This window comes from Nocardia sp. NPDC050697, from assembly GCF_040654395.1.
In the GTDB taxonomy this organism is placed as follows: Bacteria; Actinomycetota; Actinomycetes; order Mycobacteriales; family Mycobacteriaceae; genus Nocardia.
The window spans coordinates 260,112-281,841 of record NZ_JBFAHY010000004.1 but is presented as its reverse complement, the minus strand read 5'-3'; the positions used below and the strand labels follow the sequence as shown (position 1 = coordinate 281,841).

The following is a 21,730-nucleotide window of genomic DNA, read 5'->3' as shown; positions in this document are numbered from 1 at the left end:
CCGACGATCTCCGGGGGTGCGTGATGACGATCGAGACCAGCCGAGCCGATATCGCGAGATTCGGCGAACAGGCGCGGACGGGCTCCGTCGCGTTCGATCCGGCCGCCGCGCGGCGGTGCGCCGAGATGTACGACCACCAGGCCGACCGGCTGCTCTACCTGCAACAGCGGCTGGAATCGGTCGGTGAGCTACACGGATTCGGCGGCTTCGTCTCGGCGCAGCAGCTGCAGGCCGGGTTCGCGCACAAGGCGCGGGACGCGGCGGCGCTGCTCGATCAGTACATCGAGGCCGCCTACCGGATGAAGGAGGCGTTCCTGCTGAGCGCCGGGCTGTTCGAGGAGGCCGATGCCGCGGCCGCCGCCGCGCTGCGCGCCGTGGATGCGAGGCAGCCGCGATGACCGGTACCGATCCGACCTACGTCAGCTCGATGGAGCACTTCGAGTCGATGACGCACGAGGAGATCTACGCCCGCACCCAGCAGATCGACGCGGGCGCCATCCTGCGCGCCTCGGTGACCTGGCTGGAGGCGGCCGGCACGCTCAGCACCTCCATGCCGCTGACCAGGGCCAGCGTCGACCGGGTGATGAACTCCATGGAGTGGGAGGGCGCGACCGCCGATGCCGCCTACGCCAGCGCGCGCAGCTTCGCCGCCTCGGTGGACGAGCTCGCCGGGGTGCTCGGGCAGGTCGGGGCCCGGCTCGGGGCGGTCGCGGCCGCCGCGGAGGCGGTGAAGGTGGCGGTGGTGCCGCCCGGGGATTCCGGGCCGGTCGGGGCCATCGCGCGGTTGCTGGAGTCGGCGCGGATCATCGACGCGCAGCTGACGCAGGAGTTGCTGCGGCAGGAAGCGCTGCTGGCCATGAACCTGGTCTACAAGCCCGCGTATCAGGCGGCCGGAGACGGGGTTCCGGCGCTGCCCGCGCCGCCCCCGCTGCCCGGCGGTTCGTCGGCGCTGCCGAACGGGGCGGTGCCGGAGTGGGATTCGGCGCCGTCGGAGGACGGCGATGCGGAGCCGGTGCCGGAGAGTTACGGGGAGGAGGGGGCCTGGCCGAGCGAGCCGGAGTCCGGCGCAGCGGATCCGGGCGGGCAGGCGCCCGGTGGAACCGACTCCGGAGGACAGACTCCCGGCGATTCCGGTCCGGGGGCGCAGGCACCCGGTGGAACCGATTCTGGTGGACAGGCACCCGGCGGGACCGGCCCGGACGGGCAGGCGCCGAGCGGGTCCGACCCTGGGCCGCGAGCCCCCGGCGAGCCGGGCTCCGGTGGGCAAGTGCCGGGTGGCGGTGGCCCGGATGGGCAAGCGCCCGGTGGGACCGGGCCGGGCGGGCAGGCGCCCGGCGGCTCGGAACCCGAGGGGCAGACGCCCGGTCCGGGGCCGGAGGGGCAAATACCCGAAGGTCCCGGCACCCGGGCACCCGAGAGCGGTGCGCCCGCGGACCCGACTCCCGCACCACCGAGCCCCGCGCCGGCACCGAGCCCGGAATCCTCCGCACCCGCGCCGAGCCCGGCTCCGGTTCCTGCTCCGCCGACCGAGCAGACGACTCCTCCCCAGCCCCCGACCCCAGGCCCCCCGCCGAGCGGCTCCGGCGACCCGACCCTGTCGGACCCGGACGGCCAGCCGGGCATCACCGGCCCGGTGCCGGAGGGCGGCGCGGTCACCCCGCCGCCGGGGACGACGACCGAGCAGCCGGGCGTTATCCCCGGCTCGTAATACAGTCGAAGAAATCTGGAGAATTACTGGAAGAAATTGTTGGCGTCGTAACCGTAGCCGTTCTCCAATATGTCACTCACCGGCTCGGGTACCTCGCGGATATTAATGTTGCCTTGCTCGACGCCAAGAAGGCTACACTGAGAAAATGCAGTCTGCAGAGCTATCAACGCGGACGCGTAGTTGCCACCCGACTCGAAGGGAAAGAAGGCAGCAAAACTGGACGAATGGTCCCTTGCGGTAAAAATCCCCCACAAGATGAAAGTGTCTTCGACCGGCCACGCGAAGAAGCCCGATGGTTGCGGACTACTGCGGCCGATCGTAGGCAACGCCTCTCGTTCGATCACCACCTGTAGCATCGATTCTGGACCGAAATCCGCGTATGCCACCGGATTCACGAGCGAAGTACCTTCGTAGCGCAGCTGATGAAGGTATTCAACCATATTTCCCATTCGGTACCCTCTCAGAGATTGGGGGTGCGGTTCACGTCTTGACGCGCTCGAGCCAAACGTCGAACAATTGCCGCCACCGGTCGCGGACCGTCGGATAGGGCTCGACCCACTGCGCGGGTGGCAACGGTACATCGTGCCCGTAGGAGTCGAGCAGGCACTCCACCGGAATCCACAGTCTGCTGCGCGGTTGCTCGCGCGCACGAATCAACTCGGCCAAGGCAGCGAGTCCGGCGTCGTCCTCAAGATACAACGCAACAACCAAGCGAATGAGCCCGGTTCGGAAGCCGACTGCGCCCGAGTTCCGAGCACGATCCATCCCCTCGATCCAGGCGCGCTCCTCGGAGTCCGGGAGCAATGTAGCGGGCGAACTGAGCAGTCGAGCGACGTACTCGTCACGCAGTGCCGACTGATGTTTCGCGATTTCCGCGCGCTCCCGGAGGGCCTCCAATTCGGCCGGATCGACGGCGCATTCGAGTAACGCTTGCCAGCGCAATATCATGGCTTGCTTCTCGAGCGCTTCGCGCTGCCTGCTACGTCGCCACAGATCGTCGAGCAATTCGTTCTGACGTTGCAAGTATCCATCAAAACGTCCGTGCGAAATGCCGCACGCGAGGCGGATAGAATGTGCGCGACCGTCGGGAAGCGAATGCGATTCGTCGAGCGCTTCAGCAAATCGACGAGCCGTTACGAGAGTCAGATTGCGCTGGTATCTGTTCAGCGAAGTCGGCGAGGCGGCCACAAGTTCGTCGAAAGCTGCGTTCGCCTCGCTCCACCTCCCCGCGTTACGCAGTACGTATCCCCGATGCCGCCCCGCAGGGAGACGCAGTGGATGGGCGGACTCGAATATGCCGGTCAACAGCGCTGCCGCCTGGTCGACGGTTACCTCTGTTGTCTTGGCAAGCACGAAGTCGGCAATGCCGCGGCCCATATCGGTGCGAATTCGAGCGGGCAGCGTCACCCTCAGCCCAGCGATCGACGGCCCGTATACGATCGCCTGGCTCAGCCAGTCGTCGTAGTGCTCTGTCGTCACCGACTCGATGGTGAGGTCCTGGTCAGATACCAGCGCGATAGCCAGCGTCAACGCTTCGAGAGTCGCTTCGGTGTCCCTCGCCTCCGCCGCAGTTCGATACCGCTTTCTGACAGCCATAAGCGCCAGTTCACCCGCCACACGCCAGTCCTGCGTCGACCATCCGTTGACAACGGAGTGATCGGAACTGCGTATCGCCGACCGGATGGCATCGTGCATGGAGTACGGGAAGTTGCGCGACCCACGGCTGTCGATCATCGGCCGCGTCAGCGCACGCTGTGCGCAGCCGTCGCTGACCTCTGCCGCGGCCGCGACGATGACTGAATCGAAGAACGGTAGCATCGAGGCTGCCCGCAGTGCGCGCTGCTCGTCTGCGGGGACATCTTCGAGCACTTGCTGGACGAGTTCGTTCAGTGATCCCGTCACGTCACCAACGCTGATCGGCTCGCCGCGAACGGCCTTGCGGTTGAGGGCTAGATCCAGCGCGAGGTCGAGGTACTGCGGGAGACCGTCGGAGGCCTCGGCCAGTTGCCACGCCACTTCGTCGGAGATATCGATGTCGTAGAGTTTGCGACCACGCAGGATGATGCGTAACCGATCGTCCATCGCGAGCATCCCCACCAAGTGCTGCCTAGGCTCATCGACAGCCCCGGGGACCAACCCCGGCCAGGCGGATCGTCCGGCAACGAACAGATTGGCACGTGTGTCGTCGTGCCAGTCGACCGAGTTGCGTCCGGTCACAACGAACAGCACGTTCGGCATTCGCCAGACGAGCTCGTTCATTGCCGCTTCATCGCAGCGACGCGGATCTGCCAGCAACCGCTCGAAGGTGTCGATGAACGCGATGAACAACGGCGCGGGTCCGTCCCATGAGCACAGATCAGTGTCGAGTAGCGCCGCGATCTCACCAACAATTTCCGGATGCGGATCGTCAGGAGCCGGCAGCTCACTGCATCGGGCGAGCAGCGATTCGAATCCTTCGTACCGCTCGAACAGCGTGCGCAGCTGCACACGGGAGCGGATCTCTCCAACTAGCGCGCGAATTGTCCTGGTGGCGATTCCGGCTCCAGGGATCCCGACCTCGGAGAGGATTTCGCTGACCGATTCCGCGATTCCTTCCGAACGCTCACTGCCTCCCGTTGCTGTGCCGGGCAGCGGTTCGCCGGGCCGGACCGCAGCCCAGTAGGCCGCGAAGGCAAGATCGAAGGCTGGCCAGCTCTTTCTGACTTCACCGAAAGCGCGGCGAATCGCAATCAGTGCGGCCGGCATGTCGACTCGACCCTGAAACCGATGCAGGTCGATCCGACACGTTGCGGCTATGGCGGTGGCAGGTGCCGGCCCCCAAGAATCCTGTGGCAACAGCTCATGATTGCTCCACTGTTCCAACCGTTCTGACAGCGTTGTCTTGCCGATTCCACCCACTCCGTAATACACGAGCACGTTCTTCGCAGCGAGGATGTCCTCGGTCGTATCCATGTATTCCCGGTGGGCCGTGAGGGCGCGGCTGAACGCATCGCTCTCAGGCACTCGGTCGGTGAAGAGGTCCCCGACATGGGGCAGGCGCACAGCGCGACGAGACGCAGTGTTGCGGGGCATGTTTCGACCTCGGGATAGCGGCTCGGGAGACGGACGCGGCATAACTGAAACCACTCAACCACTCCGTGCCGAATCGCGGTGTCCGCTGATCGACCGCTTGACGAGCTATTGAACGCTGACCAGGTCGTCGGCGTGGATCACCGGGCGCTGCATGGTGTCCGGGAGTTCGCCGGTGGAGCGGCCGAGCACCCCGGTGAGTTCCGTGCTGTCGTACTCGACGATGCCGCGCGCGACGACCCGCTCGTCCGGCGCGACCAGATCCACCACGTCACCCCCGGAGAACCGCCCGCGCACCCCGACGATCCCGGCGGCGAGCAGCGAGCGCCGCCGGTGCGCCACCGCCTGCACCGCCCCCTCGTCGAGCAGTAGCGCCCCCCGGCTGTCGGCCGCGTGCCTGACCCAGAACTTGCGCGCGGACAACCGCACCGGCCGCGCCGCGAACGCGGTCCCGACGGTGCCCGCGGTGAGCGCCTGGCCCGCATCGGCCGCGGCGGCGAGCAGCACCGGCACCCCGGCGTCGGCCGCGAGCCGCGCCGCGGAAAGCTTGGAGGCCATCCCGCCGGTGCCGAGCACGCCGCCGGTCCCGGCGATCACCCCGTCCAGGTCGGCGCTGCTGCGCACCTCGGGGATGAGCGCGGCGTCGCCCTTGCGCGGATCGCCGTCGTAGAGCCCGGCCACATCGGAGAGCAGCACCAGCGCGTCCGCGCCGACCAGGTGCGCGACCAGCGCGGCGAGCCGGTCGTTGTCACCGAACCGGATCTCCTCGGTGGCGACGGTGTCGTTCTCGTTCACCACCGCGACCGCGCCGAGCGAGCGCAGCCGGTCCAGCGTGCGCTGGGCATTGCGGTGGTGCTCGCGGCGGGAGAAGTCGTCGGCGCTGAGCAGCACCTGCCCGACGGTGCGGCGGTACCGCGCGAACGAGGTGCCCCACGCGTGCGCGAGCGCCAGCTGCCCGACGCTCGCCGCCGCCTGCTTGGTCGCGAGATCGCGGGGCCGCGTGGTCAATCCGAGCGGCGCGATCCCGGCGCCGATGGCGCCGGAGGAGACCACGACGACGTCGGAGCCGGCCCGCATGCGCGCCTCGACGGCGTCCGCGAGGCGGTCCAGCCGCACCGTGTCCAGCCCGCCCGCCAGGCTGGTGAGCGCGGAGGAGCCGATCTTCACCACCACCCGGCGCGCGCCGGCGATGGCCTGCCTGGCCTCGCTCAGCTCGATCCCGGAGCGTAGGTCAGCGCCCGTCATTACTCGTCTCCGTCCTCGACAAGCCCGCGCCGGACCCGGGAGGCGTGCTTGCGCTCCGCCGCGCCGATCCGGTCGTTGTTCTCCAGCCGGATGTCGGTGCCGCGGCCGGTGGGCACCATGTCGACGCCGGCCGAGATCTGCGGCTCCCAGTCGAAGGTCACCGGGCCGATGGTCACCGAGGCGCCCGGCTTCGCGCCGAGCTTGACCAGCTTCTCCTCGACGCCGAGCCGGGCGAGCCGGTCGGCCAGGTAGCCGACGGCCTCGTCGTTGTCGAACTGGGTCTGCCGCACCCAGCGCTCCGGCCGGACGCCGCGGACCACGAAGCCGCCCGGCTCGTTCGGGTCGGGGATCACGGTGAAGCCGCTCTCGTCGGTCGCGACGGGCCGGATGACCTGCCGCTTCGGCTCCGCCTTCGGGTGCGCCTCGCGGTAGCCGCGCACCAGCTCGGCGAGGGCGAAGGTGAGCGGGCGCAGCCCGGCCCTGGTCACCGCGGAGATCTCGAAGACCGGCCAGCCGCGCGCCTCGAACTCGGGGCGCACCATCTCGGCCAGCTCGGCGGCGTCGGGGACGTCCACCTTGTTCAGGATCACCACGCGCGGCCGGTCGGCCAGGTCGCCGAGGCCGATGTCGCCCGCGAGCGCGGGGCGGTAGGCGGCGAGCTCGTCCTCCAGCGCGTCGACGTCGGAGACCGGGTCGCGGCCGGGTTCCAGGGTGGCGCAGTCGACCACGTGCGCGAGCACGGCGCAGCGCTCCAGGTGCCGCAGGAAGTCGAGGCCGAGGCCGCGGCCGTCGCTGGCGCCGGGGATGAGCCCGGGCACGTCGGCGACGGTGAAGGTGATCTCCCCGGCCAGCACGACGCCGAGGTTCGGCACCAGCGTGGTGAACGGGTAGTCGGCGATCTTGGGCTTGGCCGCGGAGAGCACCGAGACCAGCGAGGACTTGCCCGCGGAGGGGAAGCCGACCAGCCCGACGTCGGCCACCGACTTGAGCTCGAGCACCAGCTCGTTCTCGTCGCCCTCCTCGCCGAGCAGCGCGAAGCCGGGCGCCTTGCGCGCCTTGGAGGCCAGCGAGGCATTGCCGAGGCCGCCGCGCCCGCCGCGGGCCGCGACGAACCGCTGCCCGGCGCCGACCAGGTCGGCCAGCACCTCGCCCTTCGCGTCCAGCACCACGGTGCCGTCCGGCACCTTCAGCACCAGCTCGCCGCCGCGCTTGCCGTCCCGGTTGCCGCCCTCGCCGGGCTTGCCGTTGCCGGCCTTGGCGTGCGGGTGGAAGTGGAAGTCGAGCAGCGTGTGGACATTGGCGTCCACCTCGAGCACGACGTCGCCGCCGTTGCCGCCGTTGCCGCCGTCCGGGCCGCCGAGCGGCTTGAACTTCTCGCGGTGCACCGAGGCGCAGCCGTGTCCCCCGTTACCGGCGCGGACGTGCACGACGACCCGATCGATGAACTTGGACATGGGTTGATCATCCTCCTTCGGGGGTCGCGGGCCCGCCCGGCCCGAGGTGGAAACGCGAAAGCGGGCCAGGGTGTCTCACCCTGACCCGCTGACTTGGTACGTGGAGTGGCGGCGGCGTCAGGCCTGCGCCGGCTCCGGGACCACGATGTTCACGGTCTTGCGACCCCGCTTGGTGCCGAACGCCACCGCGCCCGCCTCCAGGGCGAACAGGGTGTCGTCGCCACCGCGGCCGACGTTCACGCCGGGGTGGAAGTGGGTGCCGCGCTGGCGAACCAGGATCTCGCCCGCCTTCACGGCCTGCCCGCCGAAGCGCTTCACGCCGAGGCGCTGTGCGGCAGAGTCACGACCGTTGCGCGAGCTGGACGCGCCCTTCTTGTGTGCCATGGCTGCTTCTCCTCGCCGATTACTTGATGCCGGTGACCTTCAGGACCGTCAGCGGCTGACGGTGACCCTGACGCTTGTGGTAGCCGGTCTTGTTCTTGAACTTGTGGATGCGGATCTTCGGGCCCTTGGTGTGCTCGACGACCTCGGCGGCCACATTGACCTTCGCCAGCTTGTCGGCGTCGGTGGTCAGGTCGGCGCCGTCGACGACGAGGACCGGGGCGAGCTGCACCGCGGTGCCGACCTTGCCCTCGATCTTCTCGACCTTCACCAGGTCACCGACCGCGACCTTGTACTGCTTTCCGCCGGTCTTGACGATCGCGTACGTTGCCATCGGTCGGCTTCCTCCACTCGACTGTGTCTTCGTTCTCCCGCGGCGCGTCGGCGCCACGACTGTCTTCGGTGTTCTGCCCCTGATCGTGCGCAGCCGTGCTGCCCAAGCGATGCTCAGCGGGGTGCCGCACGGTTCCGGTCGCGGCGCTGCGCGAAAGCCCGAAAGGACTCGACAGCAGCGCGTACATCGCCGGACAGCGACTAGCCGAGGTTACCAGAGGGCATCCTCGACCTCCCAATCGCCCCGGGACCACCAGTGATCCCGGGGCGCGCGGGTCATTCGCCGTCGACCGGCGGACCCGCGGGGCGGCCGACCGCGCGGCGACGCGGGCGGCTGCGCGGCGCCGGGACCTGCTCCGCGCCGACCGGGTCGGCGGGAGCGGGCTCGGCACTCGAGGTGGCCGGGCCGGAGAGCACGAAGACGGCGCCCGTGCTGTCCGTGCTCGGCGCGGCGGCGGAGCGGGCCACCCGGCGGCGTCGGGGTGCCGGCGCGGCGGCGCCGTTCACCTCGGTCGCCGCCGCGGCGGTGGCCTCGGGCGACGGGGCGTCGCCCGGTTCGATCGCGGATCGGGTCGCGTCGGCGGCCTCGCCCGCTGCCGCGGCGGGCTCCGGTGCGGTGTCCTTCGCCGCGTCGGAGACTGTCGCGGTGGTCACCGGCTGCTCGGTGGCGGGCTCCTCGACGGCCTCCGCAGCTTCCTGCGCGGCGGCCTCGGCGGCCTCCTGACCGGCGGCCACCTCCTCGGCGACCTCGGCGACATCCGCCGCGGACGGCGCGTCACCCGGCTCGATGGCCGAGCTGGTCGCCGGATCCGCCGCGGCGGCCGCCTGCTCAGCGGCCACCGGCTCCGGGGCCACCCGGCCACCGGCCGACTGCTCGCCCGCGACCTGCTCACCGGCCACCTGCTCGACGGCGACGCGCTCATCGGCGCCCGCCCGGCCCGCACCGCGGGACGCGCGGCGACTGCGCCTGCGCCCGCGACCGGTGGGCACGTGCTCGGCGTCGTCGCCCGCCTCGGGCCCGGTGGTACCGGCCCCGATCACGACCGCGACATCCGGGCCGGACGGCGTGACCGCCGCGTCCTCGGCCCCGTCGGCGACATCGCTCGCCAGCACCTCGTCACCCTGGTGCGCGGCCGCCATGGCCAGCGCCACCGGGTGCGCCCGCCGGGCGGCGGTGTCCTCCTCGGACTCCGGCTGCGCGGCACCGTTGCCGGACGTGGCGGGCGCCGCGGCGCCCTTGTCCCGCCCGCGCCGCCGCCGCGACCCGCCCTCGTTGCGCCCGCCGCGGCCGCCACCGCTCTCCTCCGGCGCGCCCCCGGCCTCGACCGGGTAGCTGTGCACCAGGATGCCGCGGCCGTGGCAGTGCTCACAGGTGGTGGAGAAGGCCTCGACCAGCCCGGTGCCCAGCTTCTTGCGGGTCATCTGGACCAGCCCGAGCGAGGTCACCTCGGAGACCTGGTGCCGGGTGCGGTCCCGGCCCAGCGCCTCGGTGAGCCGGCGCAGCACCAGGTCGCGATTGGACTCCAGCACCATGTCGATGAAGTCGACGACGATCATGCCGCCGATATCGCGCAGCCGCATCTGCCGCACGATCTCCTCGGCCGCCTCCAGGTTGTTCCTGGTGACCGTCTCCTCCAGGTTGCTGCCGCCGGAGCCGGTGAACTTGCCGGTGTTGACGTCGACCACCGTCATCGCCTCGGTGCGGTCGATGACCAGCGTGCCGCCGGAGGGCAGCCAGACCTTGCGGTCCAGCGCCTTGGCCAGCTGCTCGTCGATCCGGTACGTCTGGAAGGCGTCGACGTTGCCGTTCTCGTGCCGGTGCACCCGGGAGAGCATGTCCGGCGCGACCGTGCGGACGTAGTTCTCCACCGTGCTCCAGGCCCGGTCACCCTCGATGACCAGGTTCGAGAAATCCTCGTTGAAGAGGTCACGAACCACCTTGACCAGCAGGTCCGGCTCCTCGTAGAGCGTCTTGGGCGCGCCGGAGCCGCCCTTCGCCTGCTCCTCGATGGTGCGCCAGGTGGCCTGCAGCCGCTCCACGTCGCGGGCCAGCTCGGCCGCGCTCACGCCCTCGGAGGCGGTGCGGATGATGACGCCCGCGTCGTCCGGGACGATATCGCGGAGGATCTCCTTGAGCCGCTTGCGCTCGGTGTCGGGCAGCTTGCGGCTGATCCCGGCGGAGGTGCCGCTCGGCACGTACACCAGGAAGCGGCCGGCCAGGCTGATCTGGGTGGTGAGCCGGGCGCCCTTGTGCCCGACCGGGTCCTTGGAGACCTGGACCAGCACCTGGTCGCCGGGGCGGAGCGCCTGCTCGATCTTGCGCTCGCGGCCGCCGAGCCCGGCGGCCTCCCAGTTCACCTCGCCGGCGTAGAGCACGCCGTTGCGGCCGCGGCCGATGTCGACGAAGGCCGCCTCCATGCTCGGCAGCACGTTCTGCACCTTGCCCAGGTACACATTGCCGACCATCGAGGCCTGGCCGGTGCTGGTCACGAAGTGCTCGACCAGGATGTCGTCCTCGAGCACCGCGACCTGGGTCGCGGTCGGGTGGTCGGGGAAGGACTTCTCGCGCACCACCATGACCCGGTCGACCGCCTCGCGGCGGGCCAGGAACTCGGACTCGGTGAGGATCGGCGGGCGGCGGCGCCCGGCCTCCCGACCGTCCCGCCTGCGCTGCCGCTTGGCCTCCAGCCGGGTGGAGCCGGAGATGCCCTGCACCTCGTCGACCGGCTTGCGGCTCTTGGCGCGCGGTTCGCGCTCGTGCACGACGGTGTTCGGCGGGTCGTCCTCGGAGGCGTCGCCGGAATCGGCGTCGCCGCCGACCTTGCGCCTGCGGCGCCTGCGGCGCCGCCTGCTCGCGCCCTCCGGGACGCCGGAGTCGTCCTCGTCGTCCTCGGAGTCGTCGTCCGCCTTGGCGTCGTCGCTGCCCTTGGGCTCCTCGTCGGCGCGGTGCTCGGGCTCGTCCTCGCGCTGGTCGTCGTCCTCGGACTCGCTGCGCTCGTCGTCGTCGCCGTCCGCGCTCTGCTCGCCCCGGCCGCGGCCACGGCCGCGACGGCCGCGGCGCCTGCGGCGCGGCTGGTCGTCGTCGTGCTCGCCGGACTCGCGGTCGTCGTCCTCGTCGTCGCCGTCGTCCTGCGGCTGCTCGGCGCGGGCCTGCTCGGCCCTGCGGTCGTCCTCGGCCTGCTCGGCGCGGGCCTGCTGCGCGGCCTCCTCGCGGGCGCGCTCCTCCTCGCGGCTGCGCTTGGCGGCCTCGCGCTCGGCGCGGCGGCGCTTGCGCTCCTCCTCGGCGGCGGCGGCGTCCGGCGCCTGGAAGAGCGGGACCGCCACAGCGGCGGGGTCGTAGGCCGGTGCGGCCACGGGCTCGCCCGGGGTCTCCAGGTGGGTGAAGAGGCTCCCGTGCACGGGTGCGCTCGCTTGCGCCGCGGCGCCGTTCCCGGCGTCGGAGCCCGAGCCGGGCTGCCCGGCTCCGGACTGCTCGGCGGCGGCACCGGGCTGCTCGGCCGGGTCGCCCGCCCCGGTTCCCGCCGCGGTGGCGGCGGCCCTGGTGGCGCGCCTGCGACGCGAGGGCTTCTCCGGGGCCTGCGCCTCGGAGCCGCTCTCGGCGGCGGGCGCCGCGACCTCCGGCTCGGCGGGAGGCGCCGGCTCGGCCACCGGGGCATCCCCCGGCGAACCCTCCTGCTCGGCGAATGCCTGGCGCACCGAATGCGCGACGTCGCGGTCCACATTGGACTGCGCGCTCCGCGCCTCGGACCCCAGCTCGGTCAGTTTTGCCAGGATGCGCTTACTCGTCGTCCCCAGCAGCTTGGCGAGTGCGTGAACTCGGATTCGCTCCGGCAATTCTTCGGCATCCTGTTTTGTTGTGTCCAGCGGCTCTTTTTCGGCCACGAAGTCTCCTCGGGCCCCCGGGCGCGTCCCTCCCGGTACGGAGTGACGCGGCCGTCGCGGGGGCGTTGTCCCATCCACGCGCCTCATCGGCGTGCGGTCAGTGGTCTCGCCCCGCGTGCCCGGTTATCACCTGGTCTGACATCGGTCGGTCCAACTGGTCACGCGGAGCCTGGCTGTACGGCTGAACTCCGTGGCGCGAGCGTTCATCCAGCGTGCCGGCTCGGCCCGCACCAGATCGTGGGCGGGGCCGTGGCAGCGATGATCGGCATCGAACCGCGGTGTCATCCGGCCCTGTGCGCCGACCGCCGTTCGCGTACCTGCGCGAAACCGGCGGCGTCGTCCACGGCCACAGTCAGTATCCCATACCGGACGCCGGGTGTTCGCCATCGGCGCTCGCGAAGGGCGGCTGCGGGCGGCCGGGGCGCGGTGCGAGCGGGCCGCGCGCCCCGGGCCGCGGGCCGGTTGCCGGGCCGGTCAGCCCCGGGTTTCCGGGAACCAGAGCGCGATCTCGCGCTTGGCGGATTCGGGCGAGTCGGAGCCGTGCACCAGGTTCTCCTGGGTCTCCAGCGCGAGGTCGCCGCGGATACTGCCGGGCACCGCCTTCTCCACCGGGTCGGTACCACCGGCGAGCTGCCGGAACGCGGCGATGGCGCGCGGCCCCTCCAGCACGGCGGCGACCACGGGGCCGGAGGTGATGAATTCGATCAGGGAGCCGTAGAACGGCTTCTCGGCGTGCTCGGCGTAGTGGCTGCCCGCCAGCTCGGCGGAGACGTGCTTCAGCTCCAGTGCCGCGATCTTCAGGCCCTTGCGCTCGATCCGGGCGAGCACCTCGCCGACGAGGCCGCGGCGCACACCGTCGGGCTTGATCAGTACCAACGTCTGTTCGGTCACGGCGCCGAGCCTAGGACACGAACCGCCCGGAGACCCCATCGGCCACCGGGCGGGCACCGCACCGCTAGGGTGCGGCGAGAACCGGACGGGAGGCAGGCGGGGTCGATGACGGCAGTGATGCGGCTGGTTGCGCTCGCGGCGGTGGCGCTCGCCGCCGTCACGGGCTGTGCCGAGCGGACCACGCCGGGGCAGAGCCTGCCGGTGCGGCACGAGCCGGAGCCGCTCACCCAGCGCTTCCCCGGCCTCGGCGAGCCGGTGACGACCGAGTGGGTCAGCTGGGACAACAACTCGGAGCGCGGCGCCGCCCCCGGGCCGAGCACGGTGTGGATCGAGGCGGTGGTCGAGCTGCGGCCGGAGCGCGCCGGGGAGCTCCGCGCCCTGAGCATGCTCACCGGCGAGGACCCCGACCTGCGCGACCCGCTGCGGCCGCTGCTCCCCGATGGCCCGTTCCGCACCGGCCGGGCGCTGGACCGCGCGCTCACCGGCGAGACCGCCTCCGAGTGGTGGCCGCGCGCCTATCTCGAGGAGACCGGGAACCGGCTGGTGCTGCTCGCCGTCCTACCCGCCTGAGCCGCCGCGCAGCCGCTGGCTGGGCAGCAACCCCTGGGCGTAGCGCTTCTGCACGTCGTGCCGCAGGATCAGCAGGAAGGCCCAGACGATGGCGAAGATCAGCCCGATCACGCCGATCGACAGGTGGAACAGGGCCCCGGCGATGACGAGCACCTGCAGCGCCAGATTGAACGGAATGGCCCAGGACCGGCCCTGCAGCCCGGCCCCGAGGAACATCACCACACCCAGCCCGACCAGGTAGATCCCGGACACCCAGGTGATCCCGCCGCCGACGGTGGCCACCACCGGCAGTGCCAGCAGCACCACGATGGCCTCCAGCACCAGGGCACCCGCCATCACGCCGCGGAACCCCTTCATGGGGTCGGGCACCTCGGGGGCCGCGGCACTCGCACCGGTGTCGTCCCGCCCGCGCGACGCCGCTTCGGGGCCGCGCTCCTCGGCTGACTCGCTCACGCCGGATCCTTTCCGAAGAGGGCGCGGGCCGCCCCCGCGGTGACCACCGAGCCGGTGACCACCACACCGGCGCCGGAGACCGCCTCGCCCGCGTCGCCGACCTCCTCGGCCAGCGCGATCGCGGTCTCCAGCGCGTCCGGCAGGGTGGGCGCGGTGACCACGCGCTCGTCGCCGAAGCGCTGCACCGCGAGGTCGGCGAGAGTGTCCACGTCGAGCGCGCGCGGCGAGCCGTTGTGCGTGACCACGAGCTCGTCGAAGACCGGCTCCAGCGCCTCCAGGATGCCGGGCACGTCCTTGTCGCCGAGCACGCTCACCACCCCGACCAGCTTGCGGAAGTCGAACTCCGCGGTGAGCGTCGCGGCGAGTGCCCGCGCGCCCTCGGGGTTGTGCGCGGCGTCGACGAAGATGGTCGGCGCGTTGCGCATGCGCTCCATCCGGCCCGGGCTGGCCGCGGAGGCGAAGCCCTCGCGCACCGCGTCGATATCGAGCTGCCGGTCGGCGCCGGCACCGAAGAACGCCTCCACCGCGGCCAGCGCGAGCACCGCGTTGTGCGCCTGGTGCTCCCCGTGCAGCGGCAGGAAGATGTCGTCGTAGACCCCGCCGAGCCCCTGCAGCTCGAGCTGCTGGCCGCCGACCGCGATCCGCCTGCCCAGGATCCGGAACTCCGACCCCTCGCGCGCCACCGCGGCGTCCACCTCGACCGCGCGGCGCAGCAGCACCTCCATGGCCTCGGGCTGCTGCTCGGCGATGATCGCGACGGTGTCCCGCGGCACCAGGCTCTCCGGCGCCTTCTTGATGATTCCGGCCTTCTCCCCCGCGATGGCGGTGAGGTCGGGGCCCAGGTAGTCGACGTGGTCCAGCCCGATCGGGGTGATCACCGCGACCTGGCCGTCCACCACATTGGTGGCGTCCCAGGTGCCGCCCATCCCGGTCTCGACCACGGCGACGTCCACCGGCGCCTCGGCGAAGGCCGCGAAGGCCATGCCGGTGAGCACCTCGAACTTGCTCATGGCCGGGCCGCCCGCCTCGATCGAGCGGGCGTCGATCAGCTCCAGGTACGGCAGCAGCTCGCGGTACAGCTCGACGTAGCGGCCGGGGGTGATCGGCGCGTTGTCGATGGCGATCCGCTCGGTGGCGAGCTGCAGGTGCGGGCTGGTGATCCGGCCGGTGCGCCGGTGCAGCGCGCTGAGCAGCGCGTCGATCAGCCTGGTCACCGAGGTCTTGCCGTTGGTCCCGGCGACGTGGATCGCCGGGTAGCCGTGCTGCGGCGAGCCGAGCAGGTCCATGAGCGTGGAGATCCGGGCGAGCGACGGCTCGATCTTCGTCTCCGGCCAACGCTTGTCCAGCTCGGCCTCGACCAGTGCCAGCTCGGCCAGCTCCACCGGCGAGGCGCCGGTGCCGAGCGTGGCGCCGCCGCCGAGCCGGGTCTCCGGGTCGGGGTCGCCGTCCGGCCCGGTCACCGCGCGCCCAGCTCGGCGAGGCGGGCGCCGATCCGCTCCACCTCGGCCGCGGCGACATCGCGCCGGGTCCGGATCTTGTCGACCACCGGCTCCGGCGCCTTGGCCAGGAAGGCCTCGTTGCCGAGTTTGGCGGTGGTGCCGGTGAGCTCCTTCTCCGCGGCGGCCAGGTCCTTCTCCAGCCGGCGGCGCTCGGCCTCCAGGTCGACGGTGCCGGAGGTGTCCACCCGGACCGTCACCGTGGTGGTGCTGAGCCGGACCTCGACCTCGGCGGTGGCGGCGAAATCCGCCTCCGGCTCGGTGAGCCGGGCCAGGGTGGCGATGCTCGCGCGGTGCGCCTCGAGCCCGGCGTCGCCGAGCCCGTCCAGCACCGCGGCGACCCGCTGCTTGTCGGTGAGCCCCTGGTCGCTGCGGAAGCGGCGGATCTCGGTGATCAGCCGCTGCGCGTCGGTGAGGCGCCGGGTCACCTCGGCGTCCGGCGCGACCCCGGTGGCGCGCGGCCACGGCGCGATCACCACCGACTCGCCGCCGGTCAGCGCGCGCCACAGCTCCTCGGTGACGAACGGGATCACCGGGTGCAGCAGCCGCAGCACCGAGTCGAGCACGTGGCCGAGCACCACCCTGGTGTTCTCCGCGCGCGCGTCGCTCTCGGCGAACTGCACCTTGGCCAGCTCGAGGTACCAGTCGCAGAGCTCGTCCCAGGCGAAGTGGTAGAGCGCCTCGCAGGCCTTGCCGAACTCGTAGCTGTCGAAGGCGGCGTCCACCTCGACGATCACCGAGTCCAGCCGGTCCAGGATCCACTGGTCGGCGTCGGTGCGGTCGGCGGGCAGGTCGCCGGTGCGGGCCCCGTTGATCAGCGCGAACTTCGTCGCGTTGAAGAGCTTGGTGACGAAGCTGCGGGAGGCGAGCACGTGCGGCGGGCCGACCGAGAGGTCGCCGCCGGGCTGCGCGCCGCGGGCCAGGGTGAAGCGCAGCGCGTCGGCGCCGTAGTCGCGCACCCAGTCCAGCGGGTCGATGCCGTTGCCCTTGGACTTCGACATCTTGCGGCCGTGCTCGTCGCGGATCAGCCCGTGCAGGAAGACGTCGCGGAACGGCACCTGCTTCTGCCCCGCGGGCTTGCCGTCGGTGAGCGCCGCGTCCTCGGCGACGTACATGCCGAACATCATCATCCGGGCGACCCAGAAGAAGATGATGTCGTAGCCGGTCACCAGCACGCTGGTCGGGTAGAAGCGCTCCAGCTCGGCGGTGTGCTCCGGCCAGCCCATGGTGGAGAAGGGCCACAGCCCGGAGGAGAACCAGGTGTCCAGGACGTCCGGGTCCTGCTCCCAGCCCTCCGGGGCGGTCTCGTCCGGGCCGAGGCAGACGACCTCGCCGTCCGGGCCGTACCAGATCGGGATGCGGTGGCCCCACCAGAGCTGGCGCGAGATGCACCAGTCGTGCATGTTGTCGACCCACTCGAACCAGCGCGGCTCCTGGCTCGCCGGGTGGATCACCACGTCGCCGTCGCGCACGGCGTCGCCCGCGGCCTTGGCGAGCGTCTCCACCCGCACCCACCACTGCATGGAGAGCCGCGGCTCGATCGGCTCGCCGCTGCGCTCGGAGTGCCCGACGCTGTGCAGGTAGGGCCGCTTCTCCGCGACCACGCGGCCCTCCCTGGCGAGCCGCTCGCGCACCGCGACCCGCGCCTCGAAGCGGTCCATGCCGTCGAACTCGGTGCCGGTCCCGGCGATCAGGCCGCGCTCGTCCATGATCGTCGGCATCGGCAGGTCGTGCCGGAGCCCGAGCTCGAAGTCGTTCGGGTCGTGCGCGGGGGTGATCTTCACCGCGCCGGTGCCGAACTCCGGGTCCACGTAGTCGTCGGCCACGATCGGGATCTGCCGCCCGGTGATCGGGTGCTCGATGGTGGTGCCGACCATCGCCCGGTACCGCGGGTCCTCCGGGTGCACCGCGACCGCGGTGTCGCCGAGCATGGTCTCCACCCGGGTGGTGGCCACCACCACGTGCGGCTCGGCGTCGTCCAGCGAGCCGTAGCGCAGCGAGACCAGCTCGCCGGGGACGTCCTCGTACTTGACCTCGATGTCGGAGATGGCGGTGCGCAGCGTCGGCGACCAGTTCACCAGCCGCTCGGCGCGGTAGATGAGCCCGGCGTCGTAGAGCCGCTTGAAGATGGTCTGCACCGCGCGGGAGAGGCCGTCGTCCATGGTGAAGCGGTCGCGGCCCCAGTCGACGCCGTCGCCGAGCGCGCGCATCTGGCCCTGGATGGCGCCGCCGGACTCGCGCTTCCAGTCCCAGACCTTGTCGATGAAGAGCTCGCGGCCGAAATCTTCCTTGGTCTTCCCGTCCACCGCGAGCTGCTTCTCCACCACGGACTGGGTGGCGATGCCTGCGTGGTCCATGCCGGGCAGCCAGAGCACCTCGTAGCCCTGCATCCGCTTGCGGCGCGAGAGCGTGTCCATGACGGTGTGGTCGAGGGCGTGGCCCATGTGCAGCGTGCCGGTGACGTTGGGCGGCGGGAGGACGATGGAGTACGGCGGCTTGCCGCTCGCCGGATCGGCGGCGAAGTATCCAGCGGCTACCCAGCGCTCGTACATCGGCGACTCCACCTCGCCGGGGTTCCAGCTCTTGGGGAGTTCTTCGGCACGATTACGCGAACTGTCGGGGGCTGTGCTGGTCACGTCGTGATTCTACGGACACCACCCGAACGAAGAGATCGGCGGGGCGTCCGGTGGATGAGGGACACCGGACGCCCCGCCGACACCTCCGAGCTTACCGGCGATCATCCGCCGGACCGAGTATCCACAGGGGATTCTCAGCTTCCGGAATTCCCGCGCCTAGCTGGGAATTCTCTGCCTTCCAGGCGAACCGGGGCGGCGGTATCCGATACGTCCTTTTTCCAGGTCGGCCGATCGGGTCGGTGCCCCGTTCGGGCCTCCGGGCTCCGAAAGCCGGGTCATCCCAGGGTTTTCCCGGTTGCCCAAACGGCTTTCGATGGGGAGCCTGGAAGGGGTGAACCCCCCGCTGGAGATGGCACCGGCCTCATCGCCCGAGCCCGATTTGCCCGTTGTGCGGGCTTTCGCGCTCGCGCCGCATCAACTGCACGATCTGCGCGGCAGCGCCGAAACCGCTGCCGGGGTGGGCGAATTGCGCTATCCTGCGCGGGCGGCGCTGGTCGTCGCCGGAATTCCGGGGGCGGGCAAGAGCACCGCGCTGCACACCTTCTTCGGCACCCCGGCGGAGGCCGACGCCCCGGCCCGCTCCGCGCAGGGTGCGCTGGTGGTGGACTCGCAGCAGTCCAGGGTGCGGCTGCGCCGGACCCTGAACTGGCTGCCCTACCCGCTCTGGCGGCCTTTGATGCACGTCAGGCACTACACAGCGGTGCGCGCGGCGCTGCGCGGCGCCGCCGGGCCGGTGGTGATCCACGACTGCGCGACCTACCGCTGGAGCAGGCGGATGATCGCCCGCTGGACCGCGGCGGCGGGGCGGGAGCTGCACGTCGTCATGCTCGATGTCGCGCCCGAGGTGGCGCGGGCCGGGCAGCGGGCGCGCGGGCGCCGGATCAACCCGGTCACCTTCGCGCTGCACTGCAGGCGGTGGCGCGCGCTGGTAGCCGAGGCGGTCCGTGATACCGCCGCGCCCGGGCGGACCACGTCGGCCGTGCTCACCGATCGTGCCGCGCTGAATCGCCTGCAGCGCATCGTCTTCGAAGATTGAAGACCCCGCACGGCGCGTGCAGGGACACCCACACCGGCACGCGCGGCGCTGCCCCTACCTCGGAACCAGCACGCGCAGCGCGGCGGGAACGGCTCGCACGGTGATCGGGAGTTCCCCTGCGGGCTCCCCGTCCGCGGTGGCGGGGGCGCCGGGCGCGGTGAGCGTCACCGCCGCGCAGCGGAGCTGGGTGCTGGCGGGGTGGTCGATCCGCTTGCCCGCGGAGAGCGCGGGGAGCAGCCGCAGCAGCTCCAGCCGGGAGACCGCGCCGACCACGGTGAGGTCGAGCAGCCCGTCGTCCGGCTCGGCGTCGGGGCAGATGAGCATACCGCCGCCGTAGGTGCGGGTATTGCCGATGGCCACCATGACCGCCTCGGTCTCCAGCACCGCGCGGCCGTCGGCGGCGGCCGGGTTGTCCAGGGCGCCGGGGGCGAGCCCGGACAGCTCGATCCGGTAGGGCACGCCGAGCCCGCTGCCGAGTTCGGCGAGCGCCGCGACGGTGTAGCGCAGCGAGCCGCGCGGCCTGCGCATGGCATTGGCGCGCAACGTCACCCGCGCGTCGAAGCCGGTCCCTGCCACGGTCACGAACCACTGATTCCCCGCCGCGCGCTCGATCGATCCCAGGTCGAGCGTGCGGGTGTGCCCGGCGAGCAGCAGCCGCACCGCCGCGACCGGGTCGTCCACCGGAATCCCGAGTTCGCGGGCCAGGTCGTTGCCGGTGCCCGCGGGGACCAGCCCGAGCGCGACCCCGGTGTTCGCCAGCGCGGGCAGCAGCACGTTCACCAGCCCGTCGCCGCCGACGCAGACCACCGCGTCCGGCCGCAACTCCGGCTCCCGCACCGAATCCGCCACCAGCCGGACCGATTCCGCCGCGGTATCGGCCCGCACCTCGGCGATCTCCACCCCGTGCCCGGTGAGCGCGGCCAGCGTGGCGCCCGCGACCCCGTGGCCGCGCCCGGCCCCGGAGTGCGGATTGGTCACCACGGTGACCCGGCGGATCACGGCAGCAGCTTTCCGGGGTTGAGGATGCCCGCCGGATCCAGCTCGCGCTTGACCGCGCGCAGCACCCGCACGCCGAGCTCGCCGATCTCCGCCGGCATCCAGGCGCGGTGGTCGGTGCCGACGGCGTGGTGGTGCGTGATGGTGCCGCCTTGCGCGGTGATGGCGTCGCCCGCGGCGGTCTTGGCGATGGCCCACTGCTCGGCGGGGTCGTCGAGCTGCTTGGCGACCACGGTGAAGTAGAGCGACGCGCCGGTCGGGTAGGTGTGCGAGACGTGGCACATGACCAGCGGCGGGGTGCTCTGCCGCGCCAGCGCCTCGGTGAGCGCGGCGGTGACGGCGGCCTTGAGCGCGGCGAGGTTCGACCAGGTGGTCGCGGTCTCCAGGGTCTCGCAGAGCACCCCGACGTCGAGCAGGGCGTCGCGCAGGTAGGGCGCGCCGAAGCGGCCGTGCTCCCAATCGCGGGCGGGTTGCGGGCCGAGCGCGGTGCCGCCCGCGGCGGCGAGCAGGGCGTGCGCCTCGGCGGAGCGGGCGGCCACGTGCGCGGCGCTGCCCTCGACGGTGGTCACCGCGAGGCAGCCGGTCACCGCGCCGCCGCCGATATCGCCGGAGCGCGCCAGGTTCACCCCGGTCTCGGCCTCGTCGGAGAGCCGGAGCACGGTCGGCGCGGCGCCCGCCTGCACCACCGAACGCAGTGCGGCGGCGCCGGTCTCGAAGTCCGGGAAGGACCAGGCCTGGTACTCGACCGCGGCGGGGATCGGGTGCACGCGCAGCGTCACCGCGGTGATCACGCCGAGCGTGCCCTCGGAGCCCAGGAAGAGCGCCCGCAGGTCCGGCCCGGCGGCCGAGGCCGGGGCCCGGCCCAGCGTGAGCGTGCCCGCCGGGGTGGCGACGGTGAGCCGCTCGACCATGTCGTCGAAGCGGCCGTACCCGGCCGAGGCCTGCCCGGAGGAGCGAGTCGCCGCGAACCCGCCGATGCTGGCGAACTCGAAGCTCTGCGGGTAGTGGCCGAGCGAGAGGCCGTGCTCACCGAGCAGCGCCTCGGCCTGCGGGCCGGTCAGCCCGGCGCCCAGGGTGGCGGTGCCCGCGACCGGGTCCACCTCGGTCAGCCCGGCCAGCCGGCGCAGGTCGAGCGCGATGACCGCCGCGCAGCCGGCGCGCAGCGGCTGCACCCCGCCGACCACGCTGGTGCCGCCGCCGAAGGGCACAACGGCGATCTTCAGGTCGGCGCAGAAGGAGAGGACGGCGAGCACCTCGTCGTGGCTGCCGGGGAAGACCACCGCGTCCGGCGCCTCCTGGGTGCCGGGGGCGCGGCGGCGCAGCAGGTCGGGGGTGCTCTTGCCGCCCGCGTGGCGCAGCCGATCGGCGTGGCGCGTCGTGACGTGCTCGGCGCCGACCACCGCGCCGAGCCCGGCGAGCAGCGCGGGCGGAAGCGCGGGCTCCGGTAGTGGCACGCCGCCCTCATCGCGGCGCGCCACCGGCTCCCCCGAAACCCCGAATACCTGGGTGACCAGGCTCCGGACCTGCTCCGGGAGCGGCTTGTGCCCGGCGGGGACCCCCCAGGCGTCCCACACCATACC

At 72.0% G+C, this 21,730-nt stretch carries 17 protein-coding genes; 4 read left to right on the top strand and 13 right to left on the bottom strand.

Annotation, left to right across the window (positions count from 1 at the left end):
• Positions 1–23: 23 nt before the first annotated feature.
• Both AB0H71_RS16860 and AB0H71_RS16855 read left to right on the top strand, forming a co-directional pair.
• Positions 24–398, top strand: coding sequence for a hypothetical protein (locus AB0H71_RS16860; protein WP_067654548.1), 375 nt, complete (start codon positions 24–26; stop codon positions 396–398).
• A complete protein-coding gene (locus AB0H71_RS16855; protein WP_357021093.1) occupies positions 395–1,708 on the top strand; it encodes a hypothetical protein in 1,314 nt (437 codons plus the stop codon). The genes AB0H71_RS16860 and AB0H71_RS16855 overlap by 4 nt, the downstream gene beginning before the upstream one ends.
• Positions 1,709–1,731: 23 nt before the next feature.
• Here AB0H71_RS16855 and AB0H71_RS16850 read toward each other — a convergent pair whose 3' ends face one another.
• The 8 genes from AB0H71_RS16850 to ndk all read right to left on the bottom strand — a co-directional run bounded on the left by AB0H71_RS16850 (position 1,732) and on the right by ndk (position 12,963).
• A complete protein-coding gene (locus AB0H71_RS16850) occupies positions 1,732–2,157 on the bottom strand; it encodes a hypothetical protein (RefSeq protein ID WP_357021090.1) in 426 nt (141 codons plus the stop codon).
• 31 nt (positions 2,158–2,188) lie between these two features.
• Positions 2,189–4,750: a hypothetical protein gene (locus AB0H71_RS16845; RefSeq protein ID WP_357021087.1), complete on the bottom strand. Its 2,562-nt coding sequence runs from the start codon at positions 4,748–4,750 to the stop codon at positions 2,189–2,191.
• Positions 4,751–4,885: 135 nt separating this feature from the next.
• The gene (gene proB, locus AB0H71_RS16840) at positions 4,886–5,989 is read right to left on the bottom strand and encodes a glutamate 5-kinase (RefSeq protein WP_357021955.1); all 1,104 of its coding nucleotides are present in this window, start codon (positions 5,987–5,989) and stop codon (positions 4,886–4,888) included.
• A gap of 32 nt (positions 5,990–6,021) precedes the next feature.
• Positions 6,022–7,476, bottom strand: coding sequence for a GTPase ObgE (gene obgE / locus AB0H71_RS16835; RefSeq protein ID WP_357021084.1), 1,455 nt, complete (start codon positions 7,474–7,476; stop codon positions 6,022–6,024).
• Positions 7,477–7,593: 117 nt separating this feature from the next.
• Positions 7,594–7,860 carry a 50S ribosomal protein L27 gene (gene rpmA, locus AB0H71_RS16830; RefSeq protein WP_357021081.1) on the bottom strand — a complete coding sequence of 89 codons (267 nt, stop codon included), beginning with the start codon at positions 7,858–7,860 and terminating at the stop codon, positions 7,594–7,596.
• A gap of 19 nt (positions 7,861–7,879) precedes the next feature.
• Complete coding sequence (rplU, locus tag AB0H71_RS16825) at positions 7,880–8,191, bottom strand: 50S ribosomal protein L21 (protein ID WP_067654543.1); 312 nt, start codon at positions 8,189–8,191, stop codon at positions 7,880–7,882.
• Positions 8,192–8,466: 275 nt separating this feature from the next.
• Positions 8,467–12,072: a translation initiation factor IF-2 N-terminal domain-containing protein gene (locus AB0H71_RS16820; RefSeq protein ID WP_357021078.1), complete on the bottom strand. Its 3,606-nt coding sequence runs from the start codon at positions 12,070–12,072 to the stop codon at positions 8,467–8,469.
• 474 nt (positions 12,073–12,546) lie between these two features.
• Positions 12,547–12,963: a nucleoside-diphosphate kinase gene (ndk, locus tag AB0H71_RS16815; protein ID WP_357021076.1), complete on the bottom strand. Its 417-nt coding sequence runs from the start codon at positions 12,961–12,963 to the stop codon at positions 12,547–12,549.
• 105 nt (positions 12,964–13,068) lie between these two features.
• Here ndk and AB0H71_RS16810 point away from each other — a divergent pair, with 105 nt between their 5' ends.
• The gene (locus AB0H71_RS16810) at positions 13,069–13,533 is read left to right on the top strand and encodes a hypothetical protein (protein WP_357021073.1); all 465 of its coding nucleotides are present in this window, start codon (positions 13,069–13,071) and stop codon (positions 13,531–13,533) included.
• Here the strand turns inward: AB0H71_RS16810 and AB0H71_RS16805 are convergent.
• The 3 genes from AB0H71_RS16805 to AB0H71_RS16795 all read right to left on the bottom strand — a co-directional run bounded on the left by AB0H71_RS16805 (position 13,522) and on the right by AB0H71_RS16795 (position 18,118).
• Complete coding sequence (locus AB0H71_RS16805) at positions 13,522–13,890, bottom strand: DUF4233 domain-containing protein (protein ID WP_357021954.1); 369 nt, start codon at positions 13,888–13,890, stop codon at positions 13,522–13,524. The two genes, AB0H71_RS16810 and AB0H71_RS16805, sit on opposite strands and share 12 nt — an antisense overlap.
• 92 nt (positions 13,891–13,982) lie before the next feature.
• Positions 13,983–15,368, bottom strand: coding sequence for a folylpolyglutamate synthase/dihydrofolate synthase family protein (locus AB0H71_RS16800; protein WP_357021952.1), 1,386 nt, complete (start codon positions 15,366–15,368; stop codon positions 13,983–13,985).
• A gap of 74 nt (positions 15,369–15,442) precedes the next feature.
• On the bottom strand, positions 15,443–18,118 hold the full coding sequence (locus AB0H71_RS16795) for a valine--tRNA ligase (protein ID WP_357021070.1): 2,676 nt from the start codon (positions 18,116–18,118) through the stop codon (positions 15,443–15,445).
• Positions 18,119–18,575: 457 nt separating this feature from the next.
• Between AB0H71_RS16795 and AB0H71_RS16790 the strand changes: the two genes are divergently transcribed.
• Positions 18,576–19,154, top strand: a complete 579-nt coding sequence (locus AB0H71_RS16790) for a hypothetical protein (RefSeq protein ID WP_357021949.1) — start codon at positions 18,576–18,578, stop codon at positions 19,152–19,154.
• 54 nt (positions 19,155–19,208) lie between these two features.
• On the opposite strand, the gene AB0H71_RS16785 is transcribed toward AB0H71_RS16790, so the two are convergent.
• Both AB0H71_RS16785 and AB0H71_RS16780 read right to left on the bottom strand, forming a co-directional pair.
• A complete protein-coding gene (locus tag AB0H71_RS16785; RefSeq protein WP_357021068.1) occupies positions 19,209–20,153 on the bottom strand; it encodes a YegS/Rv2252/BmrU family lipid kinase in 945 nt (314 codons plus the stop codon).
• Positions 20,150–21,727 carry an FAD-binding oxidoreductase gene (locus tag AB0H71_RS16780; protein ID WP_357021946.1) on the bottom strand — a complete coding sequence of 526 codons (1,578 nt, stop codon included), beginning with the start codon at positions 21,725–21,727 and terminating at the stop codon, positions 20,150–20,152. Before AB0H71_RS16780 ends, AB0H71_RS16785 begins: the two co-directional genes overlap by 4 nt.
• Positions 21,728–21,730 lie beyond the last annotated feature (3 nt).

Coding starts and splice junctions, on each gene's coding strand:
- obgE (WP_357021084.1), bottom strand. CDS start 7,476: ATGTCCAAGTTCATCGATCGGGTCGTCGTGCACGTCCGCGCCGGTAAC.
- AB0H71_RS16780 (WP_357021946.1), bottom strand. CDS start 21,727: ATGGTGTGGGACGCCTGGGGGGTCCCCGCCGGGCACAAGCCGCTCCCG.
- AB0H71_RS16855 (WP_357021093.1), top strand. CDS start 395: ATGACCGGTACCGATCCGACCTACGTCAGCTCGATGGAGCACTTCGAG.
- AB0H71_RS16850 (WP_357021090.1), bottom strand. CDS start 2,157: ATGGGAAATATGGTTGAATACCTTCATCAGCTGCGCTACGAAGGTACT.
- AB0H71_RS16805 (WP_357021954.1), bottom strand. CDS start 13,890: ATGAAGGGGTTCCGCGGCGTGATGGCGGGTGCCCTGGTGCTGGAGGCC.
- rpmA (WP_357021081.1), bottom strand. CDS start 7,860: ATGGCACACAAGAAGGGCGCGTCCAGCTCGCGCAACGGTCGTGACTCT.
- AB0H71_RS16810 (WP_357021073.1), top strand. CDS start 13,069: ATGACGGCAGTGATGCGGCTGGTTGCGCTCGCGGCGGTGGCGCTCGCC.
- rplU (WP_067654543.1), bottom strand. CDS start 8,191: ATGGCAACGTACGCGATCGTCAAGACCGGCGGAAAGCAGTACAAGGTC.
- AB0H71_RS16860 (WP_067654548.1), top strand. CDS start 24: ATGACGATCGAGACCAGCCGAGCCGATATCGCGAGATTCGGCGAACAG.